Source organism: Kocuria sp. PD6, assembly GCF_031844145.1.
Lineage (GTDB): Bacteria > Actinomycetota > Actinomycetes > Actinomycetales > Micrococcaceae > Kocuria > Kocuria marina.
In genome coordinates this window covers 101,320-121,455 of the sequence record NZ_JAUZUS010000008.1, presented here as the reverse complement: position 1 = coordinate 121,455, position 20,136 = coordinate 101,320, and the positions used below count along the sequence as shown (strand labels likewise).

General features: G+C 70.2%; 15 protein-coding genes. 12 read left to right on the top strand and 3 right to left on the bottom strand.

The annotated features are described in order from the left end of the window. The 7 genes from ruvC to Q9R22_RS09255 all read left to right on the top strand — a co-directional run bounded on the left by ruvC (nucleotide 1) and on the right by Q9R22_RS09255 (nucleotide 9,089). On the top strand, nucleotides 1–726 hold the full coding sequence (ruvC, locus tag Q9R22_RS09285) for a crossover junction endodeoxyribonuclease RuvC (protein WP_240918839.1): 726 nt from the start codon (nucleotides 1–3) through the stop codon (nucleotides 724–726). A gap of 184 nt (nucleotides 727–910) precedes the next feature. Continuing rightward, nucleotides 911–1,552 carry a Holliday junction branch migration protein RuvA gene (ruvA, locus tag Q9R22_RS09280; protein WP_064845905.1) on the top strand — a complete coding sequence of 214 codons (642 nt, stop codon included), beginning with the start codon at nucleotides 911–913 and terminating at the stop codon, nucleotides 1,550–1,552. Between the two features lie 2 nt (nucleotides 1,553–1,554). Beyond that, nucleotides 1,555–2,655 carry a Holliday junction branch migration DNA helicase RuvB gene (gene ruvB / locus Q9R22_RS09275; protein WP_131333937.1) on the top strand — a complete coding sequence of 367 codons (1,101 nt, stop codon included), beginning with the start codon at nucleotides 1,555–1,557 and terminating at the stop codon, nucleotides 2,653–2,655. A 104-nt stretch (nucleotides 2,656–2,759) separates the two neighbouring features. Next, nucleotides 2,760–3,332: a preprotein translocase subunit YajC gene (yajC, locus tag Q9R22_RS09270; protein ID WP_242670423.1), complete on the top strand. Its 573-nt coding sequence runs from the start codon at nucleotides 2,760–2,762 to the stop codon at nucleotides 3,330–3,332. Between the two features lie 98 nt (nucleotides 3,333–3,430). Beyond that, entirely contained in the window at nucleotides 3,431–5,344 is a 1,914-nt protein-coding gene (gene secD, locus Q9R22_RS09265; RefSeq protein ID WP_207387828.1) for a protein translocase subunit SecD, read from the top strand. Then, entirely contained in the window at nucleotides 5,341–6,375 is a 1,035-nt protein-coding gene (gene secF / locus Q9R22_RS09260; protein WP_131332989.1) for a protein translocase subunit SecF, read from the top strand. The genes secD and secF overlap by 4 nt, the downstream gene beginning before the upstream one ends. 260 nt (nucleotides 6,376–6,635) lie before the next feature. Continuing rightward, entirely contained in the window at nucleotides 6,636–9,089 is a 2,454-nt protein-coding gene (locus Q9R22_RS09255) for a bifunctional (p)ppGpp synthetase/guanosine-3',5'-bis(diphosphate) 3'-pyrophosphohydrolase (protein ID WP_242670422.1), read from the top strand. Here the strand turns inward: Q9R22_RS09255 and Q9R22_RS09250 are convergent. Next, the gene (locus tag Q9R22_RS09250; RefSeq protein WP_131332988.1) at nucleotides 9,079–9,702 is read right to left on the bottom strand and encodes a type IV toxin-antitoxin system AbiEi family antitoxin; all 624 of its coding nucleotides are present in this window, start codon (nucleotides 9,700–9,702) and stop codon (nucleotides 9,079–9,081) included. The two genes, Q9R22_RS09255 and Q9R22_RS09250, sit on opposite strands and share 11 nt — an antisense overlap. Before the next feature lie 226 nt (nucleotides 9,703–9,928). After that, nucleotides 9,929–11,350, bottom strand: coding sequence for a DUF349 domain-containing protein (locus tag Q9R22_RS09245; protein WP_242670421.1), 1,422 nt, complete (start codon nucleotides 11,348–11,350; stop codon nucleotides 9,929–9,931). A gap of 252 nt (nucleotides 11,351–11,602) precedes the next feature. Here Q9R22_RS09245 and hisS point away from each other — a divergent pair, with 252 nt between their 5' ends. The 4 genes from hisS (at nucleotide 11,603) to Q9R22_RS09225 (ending at nucleotide 17,226) form a co-directional block, all read left to right on the top strand. Continuing rightward, the gene (gene hisS / locus Q9R22_RS09240) at nucleotides 11,603–12,958 is read left to right on the top strand and encodes a histidine--tRNA ligase (RefSeq protein ID WP_131332987.1); all 1,356 of its coding nucleotides are present in this window, start codon (nucleotides 11,603–11,605) and stop codon (nucleotides 12,956–12,958) included. 196 nt (nucleotides 12,959–13,154) lie between these two features. Further along, nucleotides 13,155–14,972 carry an aspartate--tRNA ligase gene (aspS, locus tag Q9R22_RS09235; protein ID WP_131333932.1) on the top strand — a complete coding sequence of 606 codons (1,818 nt, stop codon included), beginning with the start codon at nucleotides 13,155–13,157 and terminating at the stop codon, nucleotides 14,970–14,972. Nucleotides 14,973–15,193: 221 nt separating this feature from the next. After that, nucleotides 15,194–15,646, top strand: coding sequence for a D-aminoacyl-tRNA deacylase (dtd, locus tag Q9R22_RS09230; protein ID WP_064845897.1), 453 nt, complete (start codon nucleotides 15,194–15,196; stop codon nucleotides 15,644–15,646). Nucleotides 15,647–15,693: 47 nt separating this feature from the next. Next, entirely contained in the window at nucleotides 15,694–17,226 is a 1,533-nt protein-coding gene (locus Q9R22_RS09225; protein ID WP_207387827.1) for a replication-associated recombination protein A, read from the top strand. 23 nt (nucleotides 17,227–17,249) lie between these two features. Here Q9R22_RS09225 and Q9R22_RS09220 read toward each other — a convergent pair whose 3' ends face one another. Beyond that, on the bottom strand, nucleotides 17,250–18,218 hold the full coding sequence (locus Q9R22_RS09220) for a sugar-binding transcriptional regulator (protein WP_035961666.1): 969 nt from the start codon (nucleotides 18,216–18,218) through the stop codon (nucleotides 17,250–17,252). A 176-nt stretch (nucleotides 18,219–18,394) separates the two neighbouring features. Between Q9R22_RS09220 and Q9R22_RS09215 the strand changes: the two genes are divergently transcribed. Then, on the top strand, nucleotides 18,395–20,122 hold the full coding sequence (locus tag Q9R22_RS09215; RefSeq protein WP_370520510.1) for a glycerol-3-phosphate dehydrogenase/oxidase: 1,728 nt from the start codon (nucleotides 18,395–18,397) through the stop codon (nucleotides 20,120–20,122). Nucleotides 20,123–20,136: the final 14 nt, after the last annotated feature.

The following is a 20,136-nucleotide window of genomic DNA, read 5'->3' as shown; positions in this document are numbered from 1 at the left end:
GTGAGTCCCGTGGTGGCCCGGCAGTCCCAACAGCGCGTGCTCGCGGTGGACCCCGGTCTCACCCGGTGCGGTTTCGCCGTGGTGGACATGTCCGCGCAGCGAACCGGAACGTTCGTGCACGTCCAGGTGAGCGGGACGCGCGCGCACGAGGCCCTCGAACACCGCGTGCTGTCGATCATGCGGGCCGCCGAGGAACTCATGGACCGCTTCCGCCCGGACGTCGTGGCCGTGGAACGCGTGTTCGCGCAGAACAACGCTCCCACGGTCGTGGGCACGGCCCAGGCCACGGGCGTCGTGATCGCCGCGGCCGCGGCGCGGGGCATCCCGGTCGCGTGGCACACCCCGTCCGAGGTCAAGGCCGCGGTCACCGGGGACGGCTCCGCGGACAAGGAATCGGTGAACCGCATGGTCGTGCGCATCCTGCGCCTGGACGCCCCACCGCGGCCCGCGGACGCCGCCGACGCGCTGGCCCTGGCCGTGTGCCACGGGTGGCGCGGTGGGATGGCCGGTGTCAACGCGGCCGAGCGCACGTCCACCCACTCGGGTTCGCGCCCGATGCAGACGCGCCGGGGTGCCGCACTGACTCCGGCGCAGCAGGCGTGGCGACGCGCCGAGACCGCGTCGCGAGCCCCCGGTGCCACCGCGCCGCGCGCATCAGGTACGGCCGCGTCCCGCGCGCCGGGCGCAGCGACCGGTACCCGCGGGCGGCGCGGCCGGGTGTCCTGAGCCTCCCGTTGCGGGCCCGCCTCACGAGCGGGAGCACTCGTTCCGGGTGTCCCCGGCGCTTGGTACAGTGACGGGCAGGAATTCGTACACGTGTTCGAACGGCGCACCACGTCCTGCCCCAGGTCGCGGCGCGTTCGGACACACCGACGTTCTCGGCCGGCGGCCGTGGGAGGGGAGGGGCACCGTGATCGCCTCGATAACCGGTGAGGTGCGCTTCGTGGGGGCCACGCTCGCCGTGGTGGAGGTCTCGGGCTTCGGCATCGAGGTCAACGCGAGCCCCCGCACGCTCGCCGGGCTGCGGGTCGGTGCCACCGCGCACCTGCACACCGCGTACATCGCCCGCAAGGACGAGGCGCCGGTGCTGTTCGGTTTCGCCCAGGCGGACGAGAAGGAGATCTTCTCCGTCATGCTCGGGGTCTCCGGGGTGGGCCCGCGCACCGCGCTCGCCGCGGTCTCTGTCCTCGGGCCCGACGACGCCCGGCGCGCGATCGCCGCCGGCGACGACAAGGCCTTCACGGCCGTCCCCGGGATCGGACCGAAGTCCGCGCGGCGCATCGTCCTGGAACTCGCGGACAAGCTCGTCCTGCCGGACCCCGCGCCGCAGCAGAGCGCACAGCCCGGCATGCAGGTGTGGCGTGAGCAGGTCGTGGACGCTCTCACGGGTCTGGGCTGGAGCGAGAAGGACGCGGCCCGCGGGATCGACGATGCCCTCGAGACCCAGCCGGAACTGGCGGAGTCCGCCAACGTGGCCGAGATCCTGCGCGCCGTGCTGTCCTGGCTCGGCACCGCCAAGGCCACGTCCCACACGCGGACCAGGGGGCGGTGAGCATGGCCGTGGAGGAACGTGGATCGGTGGGCCAACAACGTCTCGTGGGCGCCGAGGGCGACTACGACGACCAGCAGCTCGAGGCGTCCCTGCGCCCGGGGACCCTGCACGACTTCGTGGGGCAGAAGCGGGTACGGGCACAGCTGTCCCTCGTGCTCGAGGCCTCCAAGCTGCGCGGGCGCACCGCAGACCACGTGCTGCTGTCCGGGCCTCCAGGCCTCGGCAAGACGACCCTGGCCATGATCATCGCGCAGGAGCTGGATGTCCCCCTGCGGATCTCGTCCGGTCCCGCGATCCAGCACGCCGGTGACCTCGCGGCCATCCTGTCCTCCCTGACCCACGGGGAGGTGCTGTTCCTGGACGAGATCCACCGGATGTCCCGGCCCGCGGAGGAAATGCTGTACATGGCCATGGAGGACTTCCGCGTGGACATCGTGGTGGGCAAGGGCGCCGGTGCCACGTCCATCCCGCTGGACCTGCCCCCGTTCACGCTCGTGGGTGCCACCACCCGCGCGGGGCTGCTGCCCGGGCCACTGCGCGACCGGTTCGGCTTCACGGGTCACCTGGAGTTCTACTCCGTCGAGGAACTCGAGCTCGTGCTGCGCCGTTCGGCCGGGCTGCTCGACCTCACCATGACGAGCGAGGCGTTCACGGAGGTCGCGTCGCGCTCACGCGGCACCCCTCGTATCGCCAACCGACTGCTGCGGCGCGTGCGGGACTGGGCGCTCGTGCACGGCGTGGTGCGCATCGACGCGCGGGCCGCCGGATCCGCACTCGACATGTACGAGGTGGACGCCCGGGGTCTGGACCGCCTGGACCGCAACGTGCTCTCGGCCCTGGTGAACAAGTTCAACGGCGGCCCCGTGGGGCTGTCCACCCTGGCGATCGCCGTGGGGGAGGAGACCGAGACGGTCGAGACCGTCGCGGAACCATTCCTGGTCCGCGAGGGCCTGCTCGGTCGCACCCCGCGCGGGCGGATCGCCATGGCCGCGGCGTGGGAGCACCTGGGACTCGACGTCCCCGAGCACGCTGCGTTCAAGGACCCGGCGCTGAAAACCGCGCTCGCCACCGAACCGGACTCGGAGGATCCGTCCAGCACGTGACCAGATCCATCCCCTAAGCTGGGGAGGATCGGCCGGGACCTTCGCACCCCTGCGCAGTCGTGCCCGGTCGCGCTGTACGTGCACCTCGACAGAACGGATCCTTCGTGACCATCCTCGCTCAGACCCAGGACGCTGCCGGTGGCGGCGCCGGAACCGCATGGTTCCTGCCCGTGATGCTCGTGGTCATGGTCCTGCTGCTGTGGCTGCCCATGCGCCGACAGAAGAAGGCCCAGGCCCAGATGAAGGCCAAGCAGGCCACCATGGAGCCGGGCACGCGCGTGATGACGAGCTTCGGTCTCTACGGCACCCTGCGGGACATGGACCGGGAGAACAACAAGGCAGTCCTGGAGGTCTCCCCGGGCCAGCTCGTCACGGTGCACTCCCAGACCGTGACCACCGTGGTGGACGAGCTGCCCGCCGAGTCCGCGGCCACCGCCGCCCCCGGCGTGGTCGAGGCGGAGTCCGTCCAGGCCGGTACCCCCGAGGCGGCCGGTTCGGCGCATCGCGTGGATCCGGTCGACCCCGTGGACGGTTCCACGGCCGCCGGCGAGCAGGGCACTACCCAGCGCGGCGCCACCCAGCCCGGCACCACACCGGGCGCGGCGGCCCCGGATGCCTCGCAACGGACCTGGCGCGACGCCGGCGACCGCGACGATCGCGGTAACCCCACTACCTGATTTCCCCCCCCCACCGGGACACGGGCCGAGGACCTCGGCCCGTTTCTCATGTGTCGACCGGGCCGCGGCCCCGGTCGAGGACACGTTGAAGGACACCAATGGCAGTAGAGAAGAAGGCGCAGACCCCGGGATCGCGTGGCGGGTCCCGTTGGCGGCGCACCAAGGCCTCCAGCACGTCGGAGGGGACCCCCGGGAACGGGACCACAGCGGCGAACGGCACGTCCGGTCGGAACGGGACGGGTACCGCGAAGCGGCGCCCCCGCTCCGGAGCGGGGGCGTCGGCGGCGCGCAAGGCCCTGGTGGCCCTTGCAGCGGTGATCGCGATCCTCGCCGGGGTCCTCGTCTACGGTGTGACGACCGACCGCACCGGGTGGGCGCCCAAACTGGCGCTGGATCTCGAGGGTGGCACGCAGATGGTGCTCTCGCCCACGCTGCAGGGGGAAAACTCCGGTCAGGACATCTCCCAGGAGCAGCTCGACCAGGCGGTCGAGATCATCCGCCAGCGCGTGGACGGTGCGGGTGTCTCCGAGGCGGAGATCACCACGCAGTCCGGGCGCAACATCGTGGTGTCGATGCCCGGTGTGCCCTCGTCCGAGACGCGTGAGCTGATCCAGACCTCCGCGCAGATGGCGTTCCGTCCCGTGATCGTCTCGGGCTCCGGCGCGGCCACCCCGGAGAACCAGCGCACCGACCCCACGTCGATCCCCCAACCGGAGGGTGAGCCCGAGAACTCGTCCGACCCCAAGTGGGTCACGCGGGATCTCTTCGCCAGGTACGAGGCGCTCGACTGCAGCGCGCCGCGGCCCCAGGAGGAGCGCGCCTCCCAGCCGCAGGACAAGGCGATCGTGGCGTGCGATCCGCAGAGCAACGCCAAGTTCATCCTGGGCCCCGTCGAGATCCCCGGCACGGACATCGCCACGGCGTCCTACGCACAGGCGTCCAACTCCCAGGGCCACGCGACGGGCGGGTTCGCCGTGAACCTGCAGTTCAACGACGAGGGCACGCAGACCTTCAAGGAACTTTCCGAACGGCTCTACGGACTCGGCCAGGGTGGACAGAACGGTGCACGCAACCGGTTCGCGATCGTGCTGGACGGTTCCGTGGTCTCCGCGCCGACCATGAACGCCGTGATCACGGACGGTCGTGCGCAGATCACCGGCAGCTTCACCGAGGACGAGGCCAAGTTCCTGTCCGAGCAGTTGAAGTACGGTGCGTTGCCGGTGTCCTTCTCGATCGACTCCGAGCAGCAGATCTCCGCAACCCTGGGCAGTAACCAGTTGCGGATGGGCATCATCGCGGGGCTGATCGGTCTGGCGCTCGTGTGCATCTACTCGCTGTTCCAGTACCGCTGGTTGGGTCTCGTGACCATCGCCTCGCTCGTCGTGGCTGGTGTCGTGACCTACCTGGCCATCACCCTGCTGGGGTGGGGCGCGAACTACCGGCTGTCCCTGGCCGGCGTCGCGGGTCTCGTGGTGGCGATCGGTCAGACCGCGGACTCGTTCATCGTGTACTTCGAACGCATCCGTGACGAGATCCGCGCCGGGCGTACGATCCCGGCCGCCGTGGACCACGGCTGGCAACGCGCGCGCCAGACGGTGCTCGCGTCCAAGGCCGTGAACCTGTTGGCCGCCGTGGTGCTCTACTTCGTGGCCGTGGGCAATGTGCGCGGCTTCGCGTTCACGCTCGGTCTCACCGCGATCGCGGACCTGCTGGTCGTGTTCCTGTTCACCCACCCGATCATGGTGTTGCTCGCACGCACGCCCTACTTCGGCAACGGCGCGCGGCACTCCGGTCTGGATCCCGAAGCGCTCGACGCCGTCCCGCTCTACCGCGGCGCCGGCCGGCTGCGCAGCCAGGAGGACGGTGACGGTCTCACGATCGCCGAACGACGACGCCGCGCAGCACAGCAGGCGAGCGCAGCGCCGTCGTCCACCGCCGGAGCCCACGGGAACACGTCCGTCGGCTCCACCGCGGCCACCGCCCGTCCCGATTCCGAGGAGACCCAGCGATGAGCAACCGACTCGCGCGTTTCGGCAATGACCTGCACAGCGGGCGCAGGTCCTACCCCTTCGTCCAGAAGCGGGGACCGTGGCTCGCCGTGAGCCTGGCCCTCGTGGTGATCTCCGTGCTGATCCCCGTGATCAAGGGCGGGTTCAACCTGGGGATCGACTTCACGGGCGGCTCCGAGTTCACGGTCTCGGACGTGTCCACCACGGACGTCTCCCTGGGCGAGCGGGCGGTCGCGGAGACCCCCGGTGCCCACGAGGCGACCGTGACGAACATCGCCCCGGGCACTGTGCGGGTGCAGACTCAGCAGCTCGACGACGACCAGACCCTGACCCTGAAGAACAAGTTGCAGGACGCCTACGGCGTGGGCGAGGACCAGGTGACCTCCAACTTCGTGGGACCCACGTGGGGCCAGGGTGTCACCCGGCAGGCCCTGTGGGGACTCGTGATCTTCGTGGTGCTCGCGCTCGCACTCATGGCGCTGTACTTCCGCACGTGGAAGATGTCCGTGGCCGCGATCGCGGCCATGCTCTTCACGATCGTCATCACCGCGGGTGTGTATTCCCTGGTGGGTTTCGAGATCACCCCCTCCGCGGTGATCGGCTTCCTCACGGTGCTGTCCTACTCGCTCTACGACTCCGTGGTGGTCTTCGACAAGGTGCGTGAGAACACCGCGGGGCTCGTGGGCGGCAGCGCCCCGGAGGAACGCAGGAAACGCACGTTCGGGGAACAGGTCAACCTGGCCGTGAACCAGACCCTCGTGCGCTCGATCAACACGTCCGTGGTGGGCATCCTCCCCGTGGGGTCCATCCTGTTCATCGGTGCGTACCTGCTCGGGGCCGGAACGTTGAAGGACCTCTCGCTGTCCCTGTTCGTGGGCATCATCGTGGGCACGCTCGCCACGCTGTTCGTGGCCGCGCCCCTGTACTCGTGGTTGCGAGACCGCGAAGCCGGCGTGCGGGAGCAGACCCGCCGGGTGCTCGAGCACCGCACGGGCGAGGCCCCTCCGGTGAGCGCGGATCCCGTGGAGGTCTGACGCGACACCTCGCACTCGTGGCCGGTCGCGCGTGGCGTTTCCGGCCACGTGCGCTGTGACCGAACGTTGCGGGCGGCGACGTCGCTCAGGACCGCGTCCGCGGCACGTGAGCACTGCGTCCGCGGCGCGTCCGTACCGTGTCCGTGGCACATCCGCACCGTTGTCCGCGGCGTGTCGGCGCGGGCTTAGACTGGGACATCAGCCCGGGGGCTCATGTCCGGCTTCCCGCGGTCGCGGCGACGATGAGGAGGCCACGGATCATGTCCAGCCAGTCCGAGAACGGTGGTGCCCAGGTACCCGTGGGCTCCGCGGTCACGTCCTCCGGCGCGCCCTCCGCTCAAGAGGCGTCCCGTCCCAATGCCGCCCCGCCTGCTCGCCCGAGTGTCGCGCGCGGTGACTTCGGGGGCACCCATTTCGTCCTACCCGCCTCTCGGCCCGTGTTCGGGCGGGCGGTCTTCCCAGGGCGCAGCGAACGCACCCGCTCGACCCTCTCGGTGCTCAGCGGTGAATCGGTCCCGAGCTCGCCCATCCTGGTGCCCCTGCTGCGCACGGTGCAGAACACGCATCCCGGGGAGGACCTCTCGGTCCTGGAGCGGGCCTTCACGGTCGCGGACACCCACCACGAGGGACAAAAGCGCAAGTCCGGGGACCCGTACATCACCCACCCGGTGGCCGTGACCACGATCCTCGCGGAACTCGGGATGACCGGTGCCACGCTCGTGGCCGGTCTACTGCACGACACCGTGGAGGACACGTCCTACACTCTCCAGCAGGTGCGCGAGGAGTTCGGCGAGGAGGTCGCCGCGCTCGTGGACGGCGTGACCAAGCTGGACAAGATCCAATACGGGGAGAACGCGCAGGCGGAGACCGTGCGCAAGATGATCGTGGCCATGGCCAAGGACATCCGCGTGTTGGTCATCAAACTCGCGGACCGTTTGCACAACGCCCGGACGTGGCGCTTCGTGTCCTCCGAGTCCTCCGGGCGCAAAGCGCGCGAGACCCTCGAGATCTTCGCGCCGCTGGCCCACCGACTGGGCATGAACACGATCAAGTGGGAGCTCGAGGACCTGTCCTTCGCGGCCCTGCACCCCAAGGTCTACGAGGAGATCGTGCGCATGGTGGGGGAACGCACCCCCGAGCGCGAGCGTCACCTCGCGGAGATCCGCGGTCAGATCGCCGAGGCGCTGGACGCCTCCGGCATCGAGGCCACCATCACGGGCCGGCCGAAGCACTACTACTCGATCTACCAGAAGATGATCGTGCGGGGTAAGGACTTCGACGAGATCCACGACCTGCAGGCCGCGCGCGTGCTCGTGAACTCCGTGCGCGAATGCTACGCGGCGTTGGGCGTGCTGCATGCCAAGTGGCGGCCGCTGCCCGGGCGGTTCAAGGACTACATCGCCATGCCCAAGTTCAATATGTACCAGTCCTTGCACACCACGGTGATCGGGCCCGCGGGGCGTCCCGTGGAGATCCAGATCCGCACCCACGAGATGCACCGCCGCGCCGAGTACGGCGTGGCCGCGCACTGGAAGTACAAGGACAAGGTCAACCAGGCGAACTCCGCGACCCCCAAGGCCAAGGAGGGTGAGCTGAACTGGCTCAGCTCCCTGGTGTCGTGGCAGGAGGAGGCCAAGGACTCCTCGGACTTCCTGGACTCGCTGCGCTATCAGATCAACACCGCCGAGGTGTACGTGTTCACGCCCAGGGGCGAGGTCATGGCCCTGCCCACGGGGTCCACGCCCGTGGACTTCGCGTACGCGGTGCACACCGAGGTGGGCAACCGCACGATCGGCGCGCGCGTCAACGGCAAGCTCGCCCCGCTGTCTTCCCGGCTGCAGCACGGGGACCGCGTGGAGATCCTCACGTCCAAGTCGGAACAGGCCGCTCCGTCCCAGGACTGGCTCAAGTTCGTGGGCTCCCCGCGGGCGCGCACCAAGATCCGGCAGTGGTTCTCCAAGGAACGCCGCGAGGAAGCGATCGAGCGGGGCAAGGACCAGCTCACGCGGGCGCTGCGCAAACACCACCTCCCGCTGCAGCGCACGGTCACGAGCGAAGCGCTGCTCGCGGTGGCCCAGGACTTCAACCGCGGCGACGTGGCGGCGCTCTACGAAGCCATCGGTTCGGACGCCGTGGGCGCCCACCAGGTCGTCGACAAGTTGTTGCAACACCTGGGCGGGGCCGAGGGCACGGAGGAGGACCTCGCCGAGACCACGCAGGTGACCCACCCCGTGCGCCCCGGCGTCTTGGACGCGGGTGTGCTCGTGCAGGGGGCCTCGGACGTCTACGTCAAGATCGCCCGGTGCTGCACCCCGGTGCCCCCGGACGAGATCGTGGGTTTCGTCACGCGCGGGTCCGGGATCTCAGTGCACCGCAAGGACTGCGCCAACATGCGGGTCATCCCGGAGGACGACGACCGGATCAAGGACGTCTCGTGGGCGCCCACCCAGTCCTCCCTGTTCCTCGTGGAGATCCAGGTGGAGGCCCTCGACCGCAAGTCCCTGCTCTACGACGTGACCAAGGCGCTGTCGGAGAACCACGTGAACATCCTCTCGGCCCAGGTGCACACCTCGCGATCCCGGTTGGCGATCTCCCGGTTCTCGTTCGAGATGGGGGACACCCGCTACCTGGACCACGTGCTCAACCAGGTGCGCCGGATCGACGGCGTCTACGACGTCTACCGCACCTCGGGACACCGCCCGGTCAACTCCTGACGGGTCCGCCCGCGCGTCCGGCCTCGAGCGCCCGTGCGAGCTTGCGGACGCGAGCGATCGCGACCCGGCGCCCCGGCAGCTTTGCCAGGGCCTCGAGTTCGGCGAGCAGGTGCTGCGGTGAGCAGTGCAGGCGCGGTGCGCTCAGTAGGGCGAGCAGAGCGGCGTCGCCGGCCGGGCCGGTGACGTGTATCGCGAGGTCCACGGCGGTGCGCAGGGGAGTGGTCAGTGTGATGCCGTGGTGGACCACGAGGTCCCGCGGCGCGAACCCCGTCTGGTGGATCACGAGGCCCGGCGGCACCGTGGTGGTCGTGCGCGCGGACTTGTCCACGAGGATCGTCACGGGCGAGGGCTCGGGTGCGCAACGGTAGAACCACGCGGCTCCGAGCCGCCCCAGCACACCCCGCCGTTGCAGGTGCCCGGGCACGACCCTGTTCACCACCGTGGCTCGCAACTGGAGCGTGGGGGCGGTGGTCGCGGGTACGTAGGCGTCGAGCAGTTCGCGGCGCAACAAACCGTCCTCGGTCATCGCGCTCAGTTCGGCGCGGCTGAACGGGTGGCCCGGGAGCAGGACGAGGGGCGCGGTGGTGCCGCGAGCGGTGAGCACGGAGGTCATGGACCCATCCCACCCCACGGCGAACCGGAAGGGCAGGGCAGCGCACCGATTGTGGAGAACGCCCGTGGGCCGAGACCTGCGGCGCGCCCCCACGCCACGGTGCGCGGGCCGGTGCCGTACGCATCGCGCGCCGAGGCGAGGAACGCCCCCACCCTTAGGAACCAGTGGAACGCCCCCGTCCCGGCACACCGGGGACGGGGGCGTTCCTGCAGTCAGCGGCAGAAAATCAGCGCAGTTCGGACGCCGAGGCCTGCAGCGTGGCGAGCCACTGCTCGCTCGTGGCCAGGTCCTTCTCGAGGGACGCGGCCCTCTTGGTGTTGCCACCCGCACGGGCGGCCTCGAGGGCAGCGCGCTGATCGGCGATCTTGTTCTCCAGCTGGGACAGCATGGAGTTGGAGCGCGCCTTGGTCTCGGGGTCGGTGCGCCGCCAGCGGTCGTCCTCGGCCTTCTTCACGGCGTCCTCCACGGCGCGCAGTTCGTTCTCCACGCGGCGCATGTGGGCGCGCGGGACCTTACCGGCCTCCTCCCAGCGCTGCTGGACGGACGCGAGCTGTTTCTTGGCGGCGTCGAGGTCCTTGACGGGCAGGATCTGCTTGGCCTCGGCGAGCAGCTGCTCCTTGACCGTGAGGTTGCCCGCGTACTCCTGATCGATCCGCTCGTTCGCGGCGGTGCGCGCGGAGAAGAACGCGTCCTGGGCGGCGCGGAACCGGGCCCACAAGGCGTCGTCCTCCTTGCGGGACGCGCGCGGGGCCTCCTTCCACCGGTCCATGAGCTCTCGGTACTTCCCGGCGGTCTCACCCCACTCGGTGGACGAGGACAGCGCCTCGGCCTCCTTGATCAGGCCCTCCTTGACGCGCTTGGCCTTGGCGTTGGTCTCGTCCAGAGACGAGAAGAAGGCCTTGCGGTGCCGGTCGAACGTGGTGCGGGCCTTGCGGAAGCGCTTCCACAGGGCGTCCTCGTCCGATTTGGACAGGCGTCCGCCCGAGCGCTGGTGGTCCTGCCACTGCGAGAACAGCTCCGCCATGCGCGCGGACGAGTGCTTCCACTGCGTCTTGGCGGGATCCTGCGCGGCGACCTCCTCGGCGGCCTCCACGATCGCGGTGCGGTGCGCGAGCTGCTGCGCCTTGGCGGCCTTGGTCTCCTCGCGTTCGCGGTTCAGGGCCACCTTGATCGCGTCCTCGAGGGTATCCAGGCGCGTGGAGAGATCCGTGAGATCGCCCACCATGGTGTGCGCGTCCACCTGCTCGCGCACATGGTCCACGGTCTTGCGCATGTCACCAGCGGGTGCCTTGGCGGCGATGCGCTGTTCAAGCAGTGCGACCTGCGCCTCGGCGTCGTCGAACTTGCGCGCGAAGTACGCGAGCGCCTCGTCCGGCGTGGCGTCCGGGAACTGCCCGCACGCGTACTCGGTGCCCTGCACGCTCACGTACACGGTGCCGTTCTCGTCCGCGCGGCCGAAGGCCCGAGCGCGTTCCACGGAATCGGCCGGGGCGAGCGCGGCGTGGGTGCCCTCCGCGGGACGTGGCTGAGCCGCCGCCGGTGCGGGCGCGGGTGCCGCGCTCGGGGTGGGTTTGGGGGTCGACGGCGCCGCGGGGGTGGCCGGTCCCGGGACGGGACGGCGGTCGTCGGATTCAGGACGTTCTGTCACCGCTACAACTCTTTCTGCACGACCCCGCCGGCGCTGCCCGCAGCTGCGGGCGTCGCGGTGGGGTTTCCCATGGTGGACACCGGCCATCCTATCGAGCCGCGCGGCTTAGACTGGCAGCTGACACCGTCCGCGCTCGCGCATGCCCCGGTTCCGGGGGTTGCTCGTACGACGACGCCGCGCCGCCCGGGGCTTCCACGGCGCACAGGCCGAGCCCCGGACCGCCCGAGACCCACTACCGAGGAGTTCCCACCCATGGCCCGCACCACGTCTCTGTCCGGTTTCCCCGAATGGCTCCCGGAGGAACGGATCGTGGAGCAAGACGTGCTGGACTCCCTGCGCAGGACCTTCGAACTCCACGGCTTCTCCTCGATCGAGACGCGCGCGGTGGAGACCGTGGAGCAGTTGCTGCGCAAGGGTGAGATCGACAAGGAGGTCTACGGGGTCTCCCGGCTGCAACAGGACGAGGACTCCTCGCGCGAGGACGCGCTGGCGCTGCACTTCGACCTGACCGTGCCGTTCGCCCGCTACGTCGTGGAGAACAGTGGCTACCTCACGTTCCCGTTCCGCCGCTACCAGATCCAGAAGGTGTGGCGCGGCGAGCGCCCCCAGGAGGGCCGGGCGCGCGAGTTCACCCAGGCGGACATCGATGTGGTGGGGGACGGCACGCTCGCGTTCCGTTACGACGTGGAGCTCGCGCTCGTGATGATCGAGGCGCTGTCCGAGCTGCCCATCCCGCCGTTCGTGCTGCGGGTCAACAACCGCAAGCTCGCCGAGGGTTTCTACCGCGGTGTGGGTCTCACGGACGCCCCCGCGGTGCTGCGTGAGATCGACAAACTCGAAAAGATCGGTGCCGAGCAGGTCTCCCGGAATCTCCAGGACACGGTGGGTGCCACGCCCGAGCAGGCGGAGGCCGCGCTGTCCCTCGCGGCGATCCGCACCGAGGACACGTCCTTCGTGGAGCGCGTGCGGGAACTCGGTGTGAGCAACAACCTGCTGGACGAAGGCCTGAACGAACTCGCCGAGGTCGTGGGGGAGGCCTCCCGCCGCGCCCCCGGCAAAGTCGTGGCGGACCTGTCCATCGCCCGCGGTCTGGACTACTACACAGGCACCGTGTACGAGACGGTCCTCGTGGGTCACGAACAGCTCGGTTCCGTGTGCTCGGGTGGTCGCTACGAGTCCCTCGCGTCCTCCGGGAAGAAGACTTACCCCGGTGTGGGCCTGTCGATCGGTGTGACCCGGTTGGTCACCCGGATCCTGTCCCGCTCCATGGCCCAGGCCTCCCGTTCGGTGCCCTCCGCGGTGCTCGTGGCCCTGAACGACGACGCATCGTGGTCCGCCGCGCAGGACGTCGCCGGGCAGTTGCGCGCTCGCGGGATCGCGACCGAGGTGGCCGCCACGGCCCAGAAGTTCGGCAAGCAGATCCGCTACGCCGAGCGCCGCGGCATCCCGTTCGTGTGGTTCTCCTCGGTGGCCGAGGACGGGAGCCCGACCCACGAGGTCAAGGACATCCGCTCGGGCGAGCAGGTGGCCGCGGACCCCGCATCGTGGCAGCCGCCCGCCGAGGACCTGCACGCCACGGTGCTGCGCGCGGCCACGACGGACGACTGACGCCGGCTCTGTCCTCCGAGAGGCGTGCCCGCGCGCGACGGCCGTGCGCTCGCGGCGTCGGCTTGTAGACTCGCGGGGACGGGAGCACGCCCTGCTCCGGGGCGCCCGATCCGGTGCGGCTCCGCGGGCACTCGGTGCGACGCGCTCCGCCGGCCCGCGATCCCGACCATCCCATTGATTGAAAAGGTGAATGCACTTGTTGCGAACGCATGAACTCGGCACGTTGACCGTCGAGAACATTGGACAGACCGTCACGCTGGCGGGCTGGGTCGGCCGGCGCCGCGACCACGGCGGCGTGGCGTTCGTGGACCTGCGTGACGCCTCCGGCGTGGCGCAGGTCGTGGTGCGTGACGAGGAGCAGTTCCACCAGCTGCGCAATGAGTACGTCCTGCAGGTCACGGGCACCGTGGAGCGCCGCCCCGAGGGCAACGAGAACCCCAACCTGCCCTCCGGTGAGGTCGAGGTCATGGTGGATGAGCTCACCGTGCTCAACACCGCGGCCCCCCTGCCGTTCCAGATCGACGAGCACGTGGAGGTGGGCGAGGAAGCCCGCCTGAAGTACCGCTACCTGGACCTGCGCCGCCCGGAGCCCGCCCGCATCATGCGGCTGCGTTCCGAGGTCAACCGGGTGGCCCGCACCCTGCTGCACGAGCAGGGCTTCACCGAGGTGGAGACCCCCACCCTCACCCGTTCCACTCCCGAGGGTGCCCGTGACTTCGTGGTGCCGGCACGGCTGTCCCCGGGCTCCTGGTATGCGCTGCCGCAGTCCCCGCAGCTGTTCAAACAGCTGCTGCAGGTGGGCGGGATCGAGAAGTACTTCCAGATCGCCCGCTGCTACCGGGACGAGGACTTCCGCGCGGACCGCCAACCCGAGTTCACCCAGCTGGACGTTGAGGCCTCCTTCGTGGAGGAGGACGATGTCATCGCCCTGGGCGAGCAGATCGTGAAGTCCCTGTGGGCTCTGATCGGCGTGGACGTCTCGGCCCCCATCCCGCGCATGACCTACGCCCAGGCCATGGCCGACTACGGCTCCGACAAGCCGGACCTGCGCTTCGACCTGAAGCTCACGGAGCTCACCGAGTACTTCAAGGACACCCCGTTCCGCGTGTTCCAGGCCCCGTACGTGGGTGCCGTGGTCATGCCAGGCGGTGCATCCCAGCCCCGCCGCCAGCTCGACGCGTGGCAGGAGTGGGCCAAGCAGCGCGGCGCCAAGGGCCTCGCCTACGTGCTGTTCAAGGAGGACGGCGAGATCGCCGGGCCGGTGGCCAAGAACATCTCGGAGGAGGAGAAGGCCGGACTCGCGGAGGCCGTGGGCGCGAAGCCCGGCGACTGCGTGTTCTTCGCCGCGGGCGGGGCCAAGACCTCCCGCGCGCTGCTCGGTGCCGCGCGCGTGGAGATCGGCCACCGCGTGGGCCTGATCGACGAGAATGACTGGGCCTTCGTGTGGATCGTGGACGCGCCGCTGTTCGAGCCCGCGTCCGAGGCGGTCGAGTCCGGCGACGTTGCCGTGGGCTCCGGTGCGTGGACGGCCGTGCACCACGCGTTCACGTCCCCCAAGCCCGAGTTCATGGACACCTTCGACACGGACCCCGGCTCCGCGCTGGCCTACGCGTACGACATCGTGTGCAACGGCAACGAGATCGGCGGCGGTTCCATCCGCATCCACCGCCGGGACGTGCAGGACCGCGTGTTCCGCGTGATGGGGCTCAGTGAGGAGGACGCCCGGGAGAAGTTCGGCTTCCTGCTGGACGCCTTCCAGTTCGGCGCGCCCCCGCACGGCGGCATCGCCTTCGGCTGGGACCGCGTGGTCGCGCTGCTCGCGGGCACCGAGTCCATCCGGGACGTCATCGCGTTCCCCAAGACCGGCAACGGCTACGACCCCCTGACCGCCGCGCCTGCGCCCATCACGGCGCAGCAGCGGAAGGAAGCCGGCGTGGACGCCAAGCCCGAGCCCAAGAAGGCCGAAGCGCCGCGCGAGGCAGCCTCCGCCGACAAGGGCGGCGACGCGAAGTAACGCCATCGACACGTGACACCGTCGCTACTCGCTGCGGGGCCGCCGATCCGGGATGTCACCCCGAGGTCGGTGGCCCCGCAGCCTTCGTGCGCGGTCCGGTTGCGTGACCCGCCGCGCTCGCGGGACGGCCGGTTCCACTCCCGGGGCAACCCGTTTCCCCATGGGACGGGCCGTGTCAGCAGTGGGACGGTGCCGGGGTGCGAGTGTGATGGACTGGGGTCATGAGAATCGTGCTACAGGTGGCGTCGCGTGCCAGTGTCGCCGTGGGGGAACGGGGCACGGGCGAGATCACCGGCCCCGGACTCGTCGCACTCGTGGGGGTCACCCACTCGGACACCCCGGAGATCGCCGCGCAGCTCGCGGCCAAGATCGCCGGGCTGCGCATCCTGCCGGGAGAGACCTCGTGCGAGGACCGCTCGGCCCCGGTGCTCGTGGTCAGCCAGTTCACGCTGTACGGGGACGTGCGGAGGGGGCGCCGACCGTCGTGGTCCCGCGCCGCCCCCGGGGACGTGAGCGAACCCCTCTTCGACGCCTTCGTGGCGGCGTTACGTGAGCGCGGTCTGCCGGTGGAAACCGGGGAGTTCGGTGCGCACATGGAGGTCTCGCTCGTCAACGACGGGCCCGTGACCCTCGTGGTGGACAGCGACGAGCTGCAGCGCCCGCGTCGCGGCTGAACCCGCGGCGGCCCGTGCGTGTCCGAGGCGGGCAGTAGGGTCGGGGCGTGAGCGATGCATTGTTCGACGTCCCGGATCCCCTGAGCGAGGACGGGTCCGGCCCATCCGCCCACGCGAGGGATCGGACCCCGTCCCGCGCGCGCTCCCGCGCACCGCTCGCCGTGCGCATGCGCCCCCGCACCCTGGACGAGGTCGTGGGCCAGAAGCACCTGTTGCGCACAGGCTCGCCCCTGCGCGGACTGACCGCTGGGCGCTCGGGACCGACCGCGGCGTCGTCGGTCATCCTGTGGGGCCCGCCGGGCACGGGCAAGACGACGATCGCGCACGTGATCGCGCGCGGCCACGACACCACCTTCGTGGAGCTGTCCGCCGTCACGGCCGGGGTCAAGGACGTGCGGCGCGTCATGGACGAGGCGCTGACCGCGCGCGACCTGCACGGGCGGACCACGGTGCTGTTCCTCGACGAGATCCACCGGTTCACCAAGGCGCAGCAGGACGCGCTGTTGCCCGGGGTCGAGAACGGGTGGGTGGTCCTCGTGGCCGCCACGACCGAGAACCCCTCGTTCTCCGTGATCGCACCGCTGCTCTCGCGCTCCCTGCTGCTGACCCTGCAACCGCTCGAGCGCCCGGACATCGGGGAGTTGCTCGACCGCGCGGTGACCGACCCGCGCGGGCTGGACGGTGCCGTCGTCCTGAGTCCGGAGGCGCGCGAGCACCTGCTGGACGTCTCCGGGGGAGACGCGCGCAAGGCGCTCACGTCTCTCGAGGCGGCTGCGGCGGTCGCGCTCTCCCACGCGGCGGCGTTGGACGACGACGCCGATGGCGCCGCGCGTTCCGGGGCCGAGGGCCCGGGCACGGAGGGTTCGGGAGCCGAGGTATCGGACGACGGCGCGGCCGAGCCCGGGGCAGCGGGTGAAACCCCCGATGCATCGGTCGTGACCGTGACGCTGGAGCACGCGCAGGAGGCCGTCAACCGCGCGGCGGTGCGCTACGACAAGCAGGGCGATCAGCACTACGACGTCGTGAGCGCGTTTATCAAATCGATCCGCGGCTCGGACGTGGACGCCGCGATGCATTACCTGGCCCGGATGATCGAGGCCGGGGAGGACCCCCGGTTCATCGCGCGCCGGTTGATCATCAGCGCGTCGGAAGACATCGGTCTCGCTGACCCCGCGGCGCTGCAGACCGCGGTCGCGGCCGCCCAGGCCGTGCAGTTGATCGGGATGCCCGAGGGGCGGATCCCGCTCGCCGAGGCCGTCGCACATCTGGCCACCGCGCCCAAGTCGAACGCCGCGTACCTGGCCATCGACGAGGCCATCGCGGACGTCCGCGCCGGACGTGCGGGGCCCGTGCCCCCGCACCTGCGGGACTCGCACTACCCGGGCGCGAACGAGCTCGGCCACGGCGCGGGCTATGTCTACGCCCACGACACGCCCAACGCGGTGGCCACCCAGCAGTACCCGCCGGACGAGCTCGTGGGGAAGGACTACTACCGGCCCACGGGGTACGGCCACGAACGAGACCTGGCGCAGCGCGTGATCCGGTTGCGCGACATCGTGCGCGGCGACACCCGGCCGTAGGGCGCGGCTACGACGGTGGGTGGTCAGGGCCGTGCTCCCGCGCCGTCCACGTGGTCCAGCACATCCTTGGCGGTCAGGTCGTCGATCACCAGGTCCGTCACCGCGCCCGACCGCAGCGCACCCACGATGCCGCGCACCTTGTGCCGCCCGGACACCACGCACACACGGCGGGGGATCCTGGCGAGATCCGCGGGGGTGGGTCCGGAGGCCCGCCGGTTCAGCTCGATGTCCGAGTAACTGCCGTCCTCGCGGATGAAGACGGTGCAGATGTCCCCGACGACGCGGTGCGCGCTCAGACTGCGCAGCTCGGACGAGCTGAGGTGGCCCTCCGTGTAGACCTGGGACAGCACCGGGCCGTGGAAGGCCCCCACGCTGAACACCGCCAGGTCAACACTCGCCCGGGCCGCGAGGATGCGGCGGACCGAGGATTCCTGCCAGAGCAGCGTCCGAGTCTGTTCCCAGTCGAAGAAAGCGGGGGTCGGGAACGGGTACAGCTCGGCGTTGAAGGCCTGCGCCAACGTCGAGAGCAGTGGGGCGGACGTATCCGTGCCGGCCGTCCGCGGCCCGGCGGCCCCGTTGAGCTGCACCACCGAGACGTCCTGGGTGTTGGTGTGGCGCACGTGAGAGGCGATCGCGGAGGTCGTGGTGCCCCACGCGACCCCCAGGGACGTCCCATCCTGGACCCACGACGCGAGTAGTTGTGCGGTGTAGCGCGAGACCGCGTCGAGTCGTTGGCCGCTATGCGACGCCCGCTGGGTCCCCGCGATGTGCGCCGTGACCCGGAACGTGTCGTGGATGCGACGGGACAGCCGGTCCGTGGGTGTGTCGGGTGGGCGCAGGGTGATCGTCACGATGCCCCTGGCTTTCGCATCCGCCAGCATGCGCGAGACCGTGGACCGTGAGACCCCCAGCCGCTCGGCCACGGCACCCATGGTCATGTCCTGCACGAAGTACAGTTCCGCGGCTTGGTAGAGCAGTGAATCGTCGTGCATCGCCCCTCACCTCCCGTGCACACATGTGCAAATAGGTTGAGCATACGTGCATCGGCGCGACATGGTAGTGCGCACGGCTACGAAATGGGATGTACGTCACATCCCAGTGCGTAGCGTGGTCCGCAAGAACTGCGGGCCACACCGCATCCACACCGACATTGAGTGAGGAAGATACTGTGACTGCCACCCAATTGAATTCCGAGACCCGTCAGGCCGCGCTCCGTGAAATGAGCGAAGGGGCCGAGTTGGACGTCCTGGTGATCGGCGGTGGCATCACGGGTGCCGGCATCGCGCTGGACGCGGCCACGCGAGGGCTGCGCACCGGCATCGTGGAGGCCCAGGACTGGGCGGGAGGGACGTCCCGCTGGTCGTCCAAGCTGGTCCACGGTGGCCTGCGCTACCTGCAACAGTTCGACTTCAAGCTCGTCACGGAGGCGCTGCACGAACGGGAGCGCCTGCTGTACACGCTGGCTCCCCACCTGGTGAAGCCCGTCCCCTTCCTCTACCCGATCCTGCACCGGTTCTGGGAGCGCCCGTACGTGACGGCGGGCGTCGGTCTCTACGACACCCTGGCCCACGTGGGCTCCAAGGTCGCGTCCATGCCCTTCCACCGTCAGCTCTCGCAGCGCGGCGTGAAGGAGGCATTCCCCAGCATCAAGCCGGGCGTCATGGTGGGCGCCGTCAAGTACTGGGACGGTCGCGTGGACGATGCCCGTCTGGTGCTGACGCTCATCCGCACGGCCGTGGGCTACGGCGCCCTGGCCGCGACCCGCACGCGAGTCACGGAACTCCTCAAGAACGACGACGGCGCCGTCGTGGGCGCGCGCGTCACGGACCTGGAGGCCGGCACGCAGCACGAGATCCGCGCCCGCAAGGTCATCGCGGCCACCGGCGTGTGGACCGAGGAGACCCAGGACATGGCCCACACGGACGGGGGCCTCAAGGTGCTCGCATCCAAGGGCATCCACATCGTGGTGCCCCGGGACAGGATCCGCGGTGAGGTGGGCCTGATCCTGCAGACCGAGAAATCGGTGCTGTTCGTGATCCCGTGGGAGCACTACTGGATCATCGGCACCACAGACACCCCCTACGAGCAGGACATCTCGGCCCCCGTGGCCACGGCCGCGGACATCGACTACGTACTCGAACACGCGAACGTGGTCCTGGACGAGCCCCTGACCCGGGACGACGTCATGGGCACCTACGCGGGTCTGCGGCCGTTGCTGCAGCCGGGCGTCAAGGAGGGCACGGAAACCGCGTCCACCAAGATCTCCCGCGAGCACACGGTCGCGGAGGCGACGCCGGGGCTGATCTCGATCGCCGGCGGCAAGTTGACCACCTACCGCGTCATGGCCCAGGACGCCGTGGACTTCGCGCTCGGCAAGGAGCGCGCCAAGAGCCTGCCCTCGGTCACCGACCGGACGCTGCTCCACGGTGCCAACGGGTACGTTCCCATGACTCGGCAGGCGGACCGGATCGGCGCACGCCACGGCTGGAGCGACGACATGGTCGACCACCTGTTGAACCGCTACGGATCGGCCATCACGGAGATCGAGGACCTCGTGGCGGAGCAGGAGGATCTGGCCCGGCCGCTCGCGGCGGCGCCCGCCTACCTGCGGGCCGAGGTGGTCCAGGCGGCGCGGCACGAGGGTGTCCTGCACGTCTCGGACGTCTTCGAGACCCGGACCCGGATGTCCTACGACCAGCCCGATCACGGTCTGGCCGCGGTCGAGGAGGTCGCCGATCTGCTCGCCGCCGAACTGGGCTGGGACGACGCCCGTAAGGAGCAGGAGATCCAGGCCTACCGCGCCGTGTGCGCCGCCGAGGACGCCGCCGCGCAGACCACGGACGACGCCTCCGCGGCGGCCGCGCGCAGCGCAGCCCCCTCGCTCAACACCCTGTGACGTAGGCGGGCGTC

Excerpts from the sequence above, each read along its gene's own strand:
- ruvB (WP_131333937.1), top strand. The coding sequence starts at position 1,555 with ATGGCCGTGGAGGAACGTGGATCGGTGGGCCAACAACGTCTCGTGGGC.
- secD (WP_207387828.1), top strand. The coding sequence starts at position 3,431 with ATGGCAGTAGAGAAGAAGGCGCAGACCCCGGGATCGCGTGGCGGGTCC.
- secF (WP_131332989.1), top strand. The coding sequence starts at position 5,341 with ATGAGCAACCGACTCGCGCGTTTCGGCAATGACCTGCACAGCGGGCGC.
- Q9R22_RS09255 (WP_242670422.1), top strand. The coding sequence starts at position 6,636 with ATGTCCAGCCAGTCCGAGAACGGTGGTGCCCAGGTACCCGTGGGCTCC.
- Q9R22_RS09250 (WP_131332988.1), bottom strand. The coding sequence starts at position 9,702 with ATGACCTCCGTGCTCACCGCTCGCGGCACCACCGCGCCCCTCGTCCTG.
- hisS (WP_131332987.1), top strand. The coding sequence starts at position 11,603 with ATGGCCCGCACCACGTCTCTGTCCGGTTTCCCCGAATGGCTCCCGGAG.
- dtd (WP_064845897.1), top strand. The coding sequence starts at position 15,194 with ATGAGAATCGTGCTACAGGTGGCGTCGCGTGCCAGTGTCGCCGTGGGG.
- Q9R22_RS09220 (WP_035961666.1), bottom strand. The coding sequence starts at position 18,218 with ATGCACGACGATTCACTGCTCTACCAAGCCGCGGAACTGTACTTCGTG.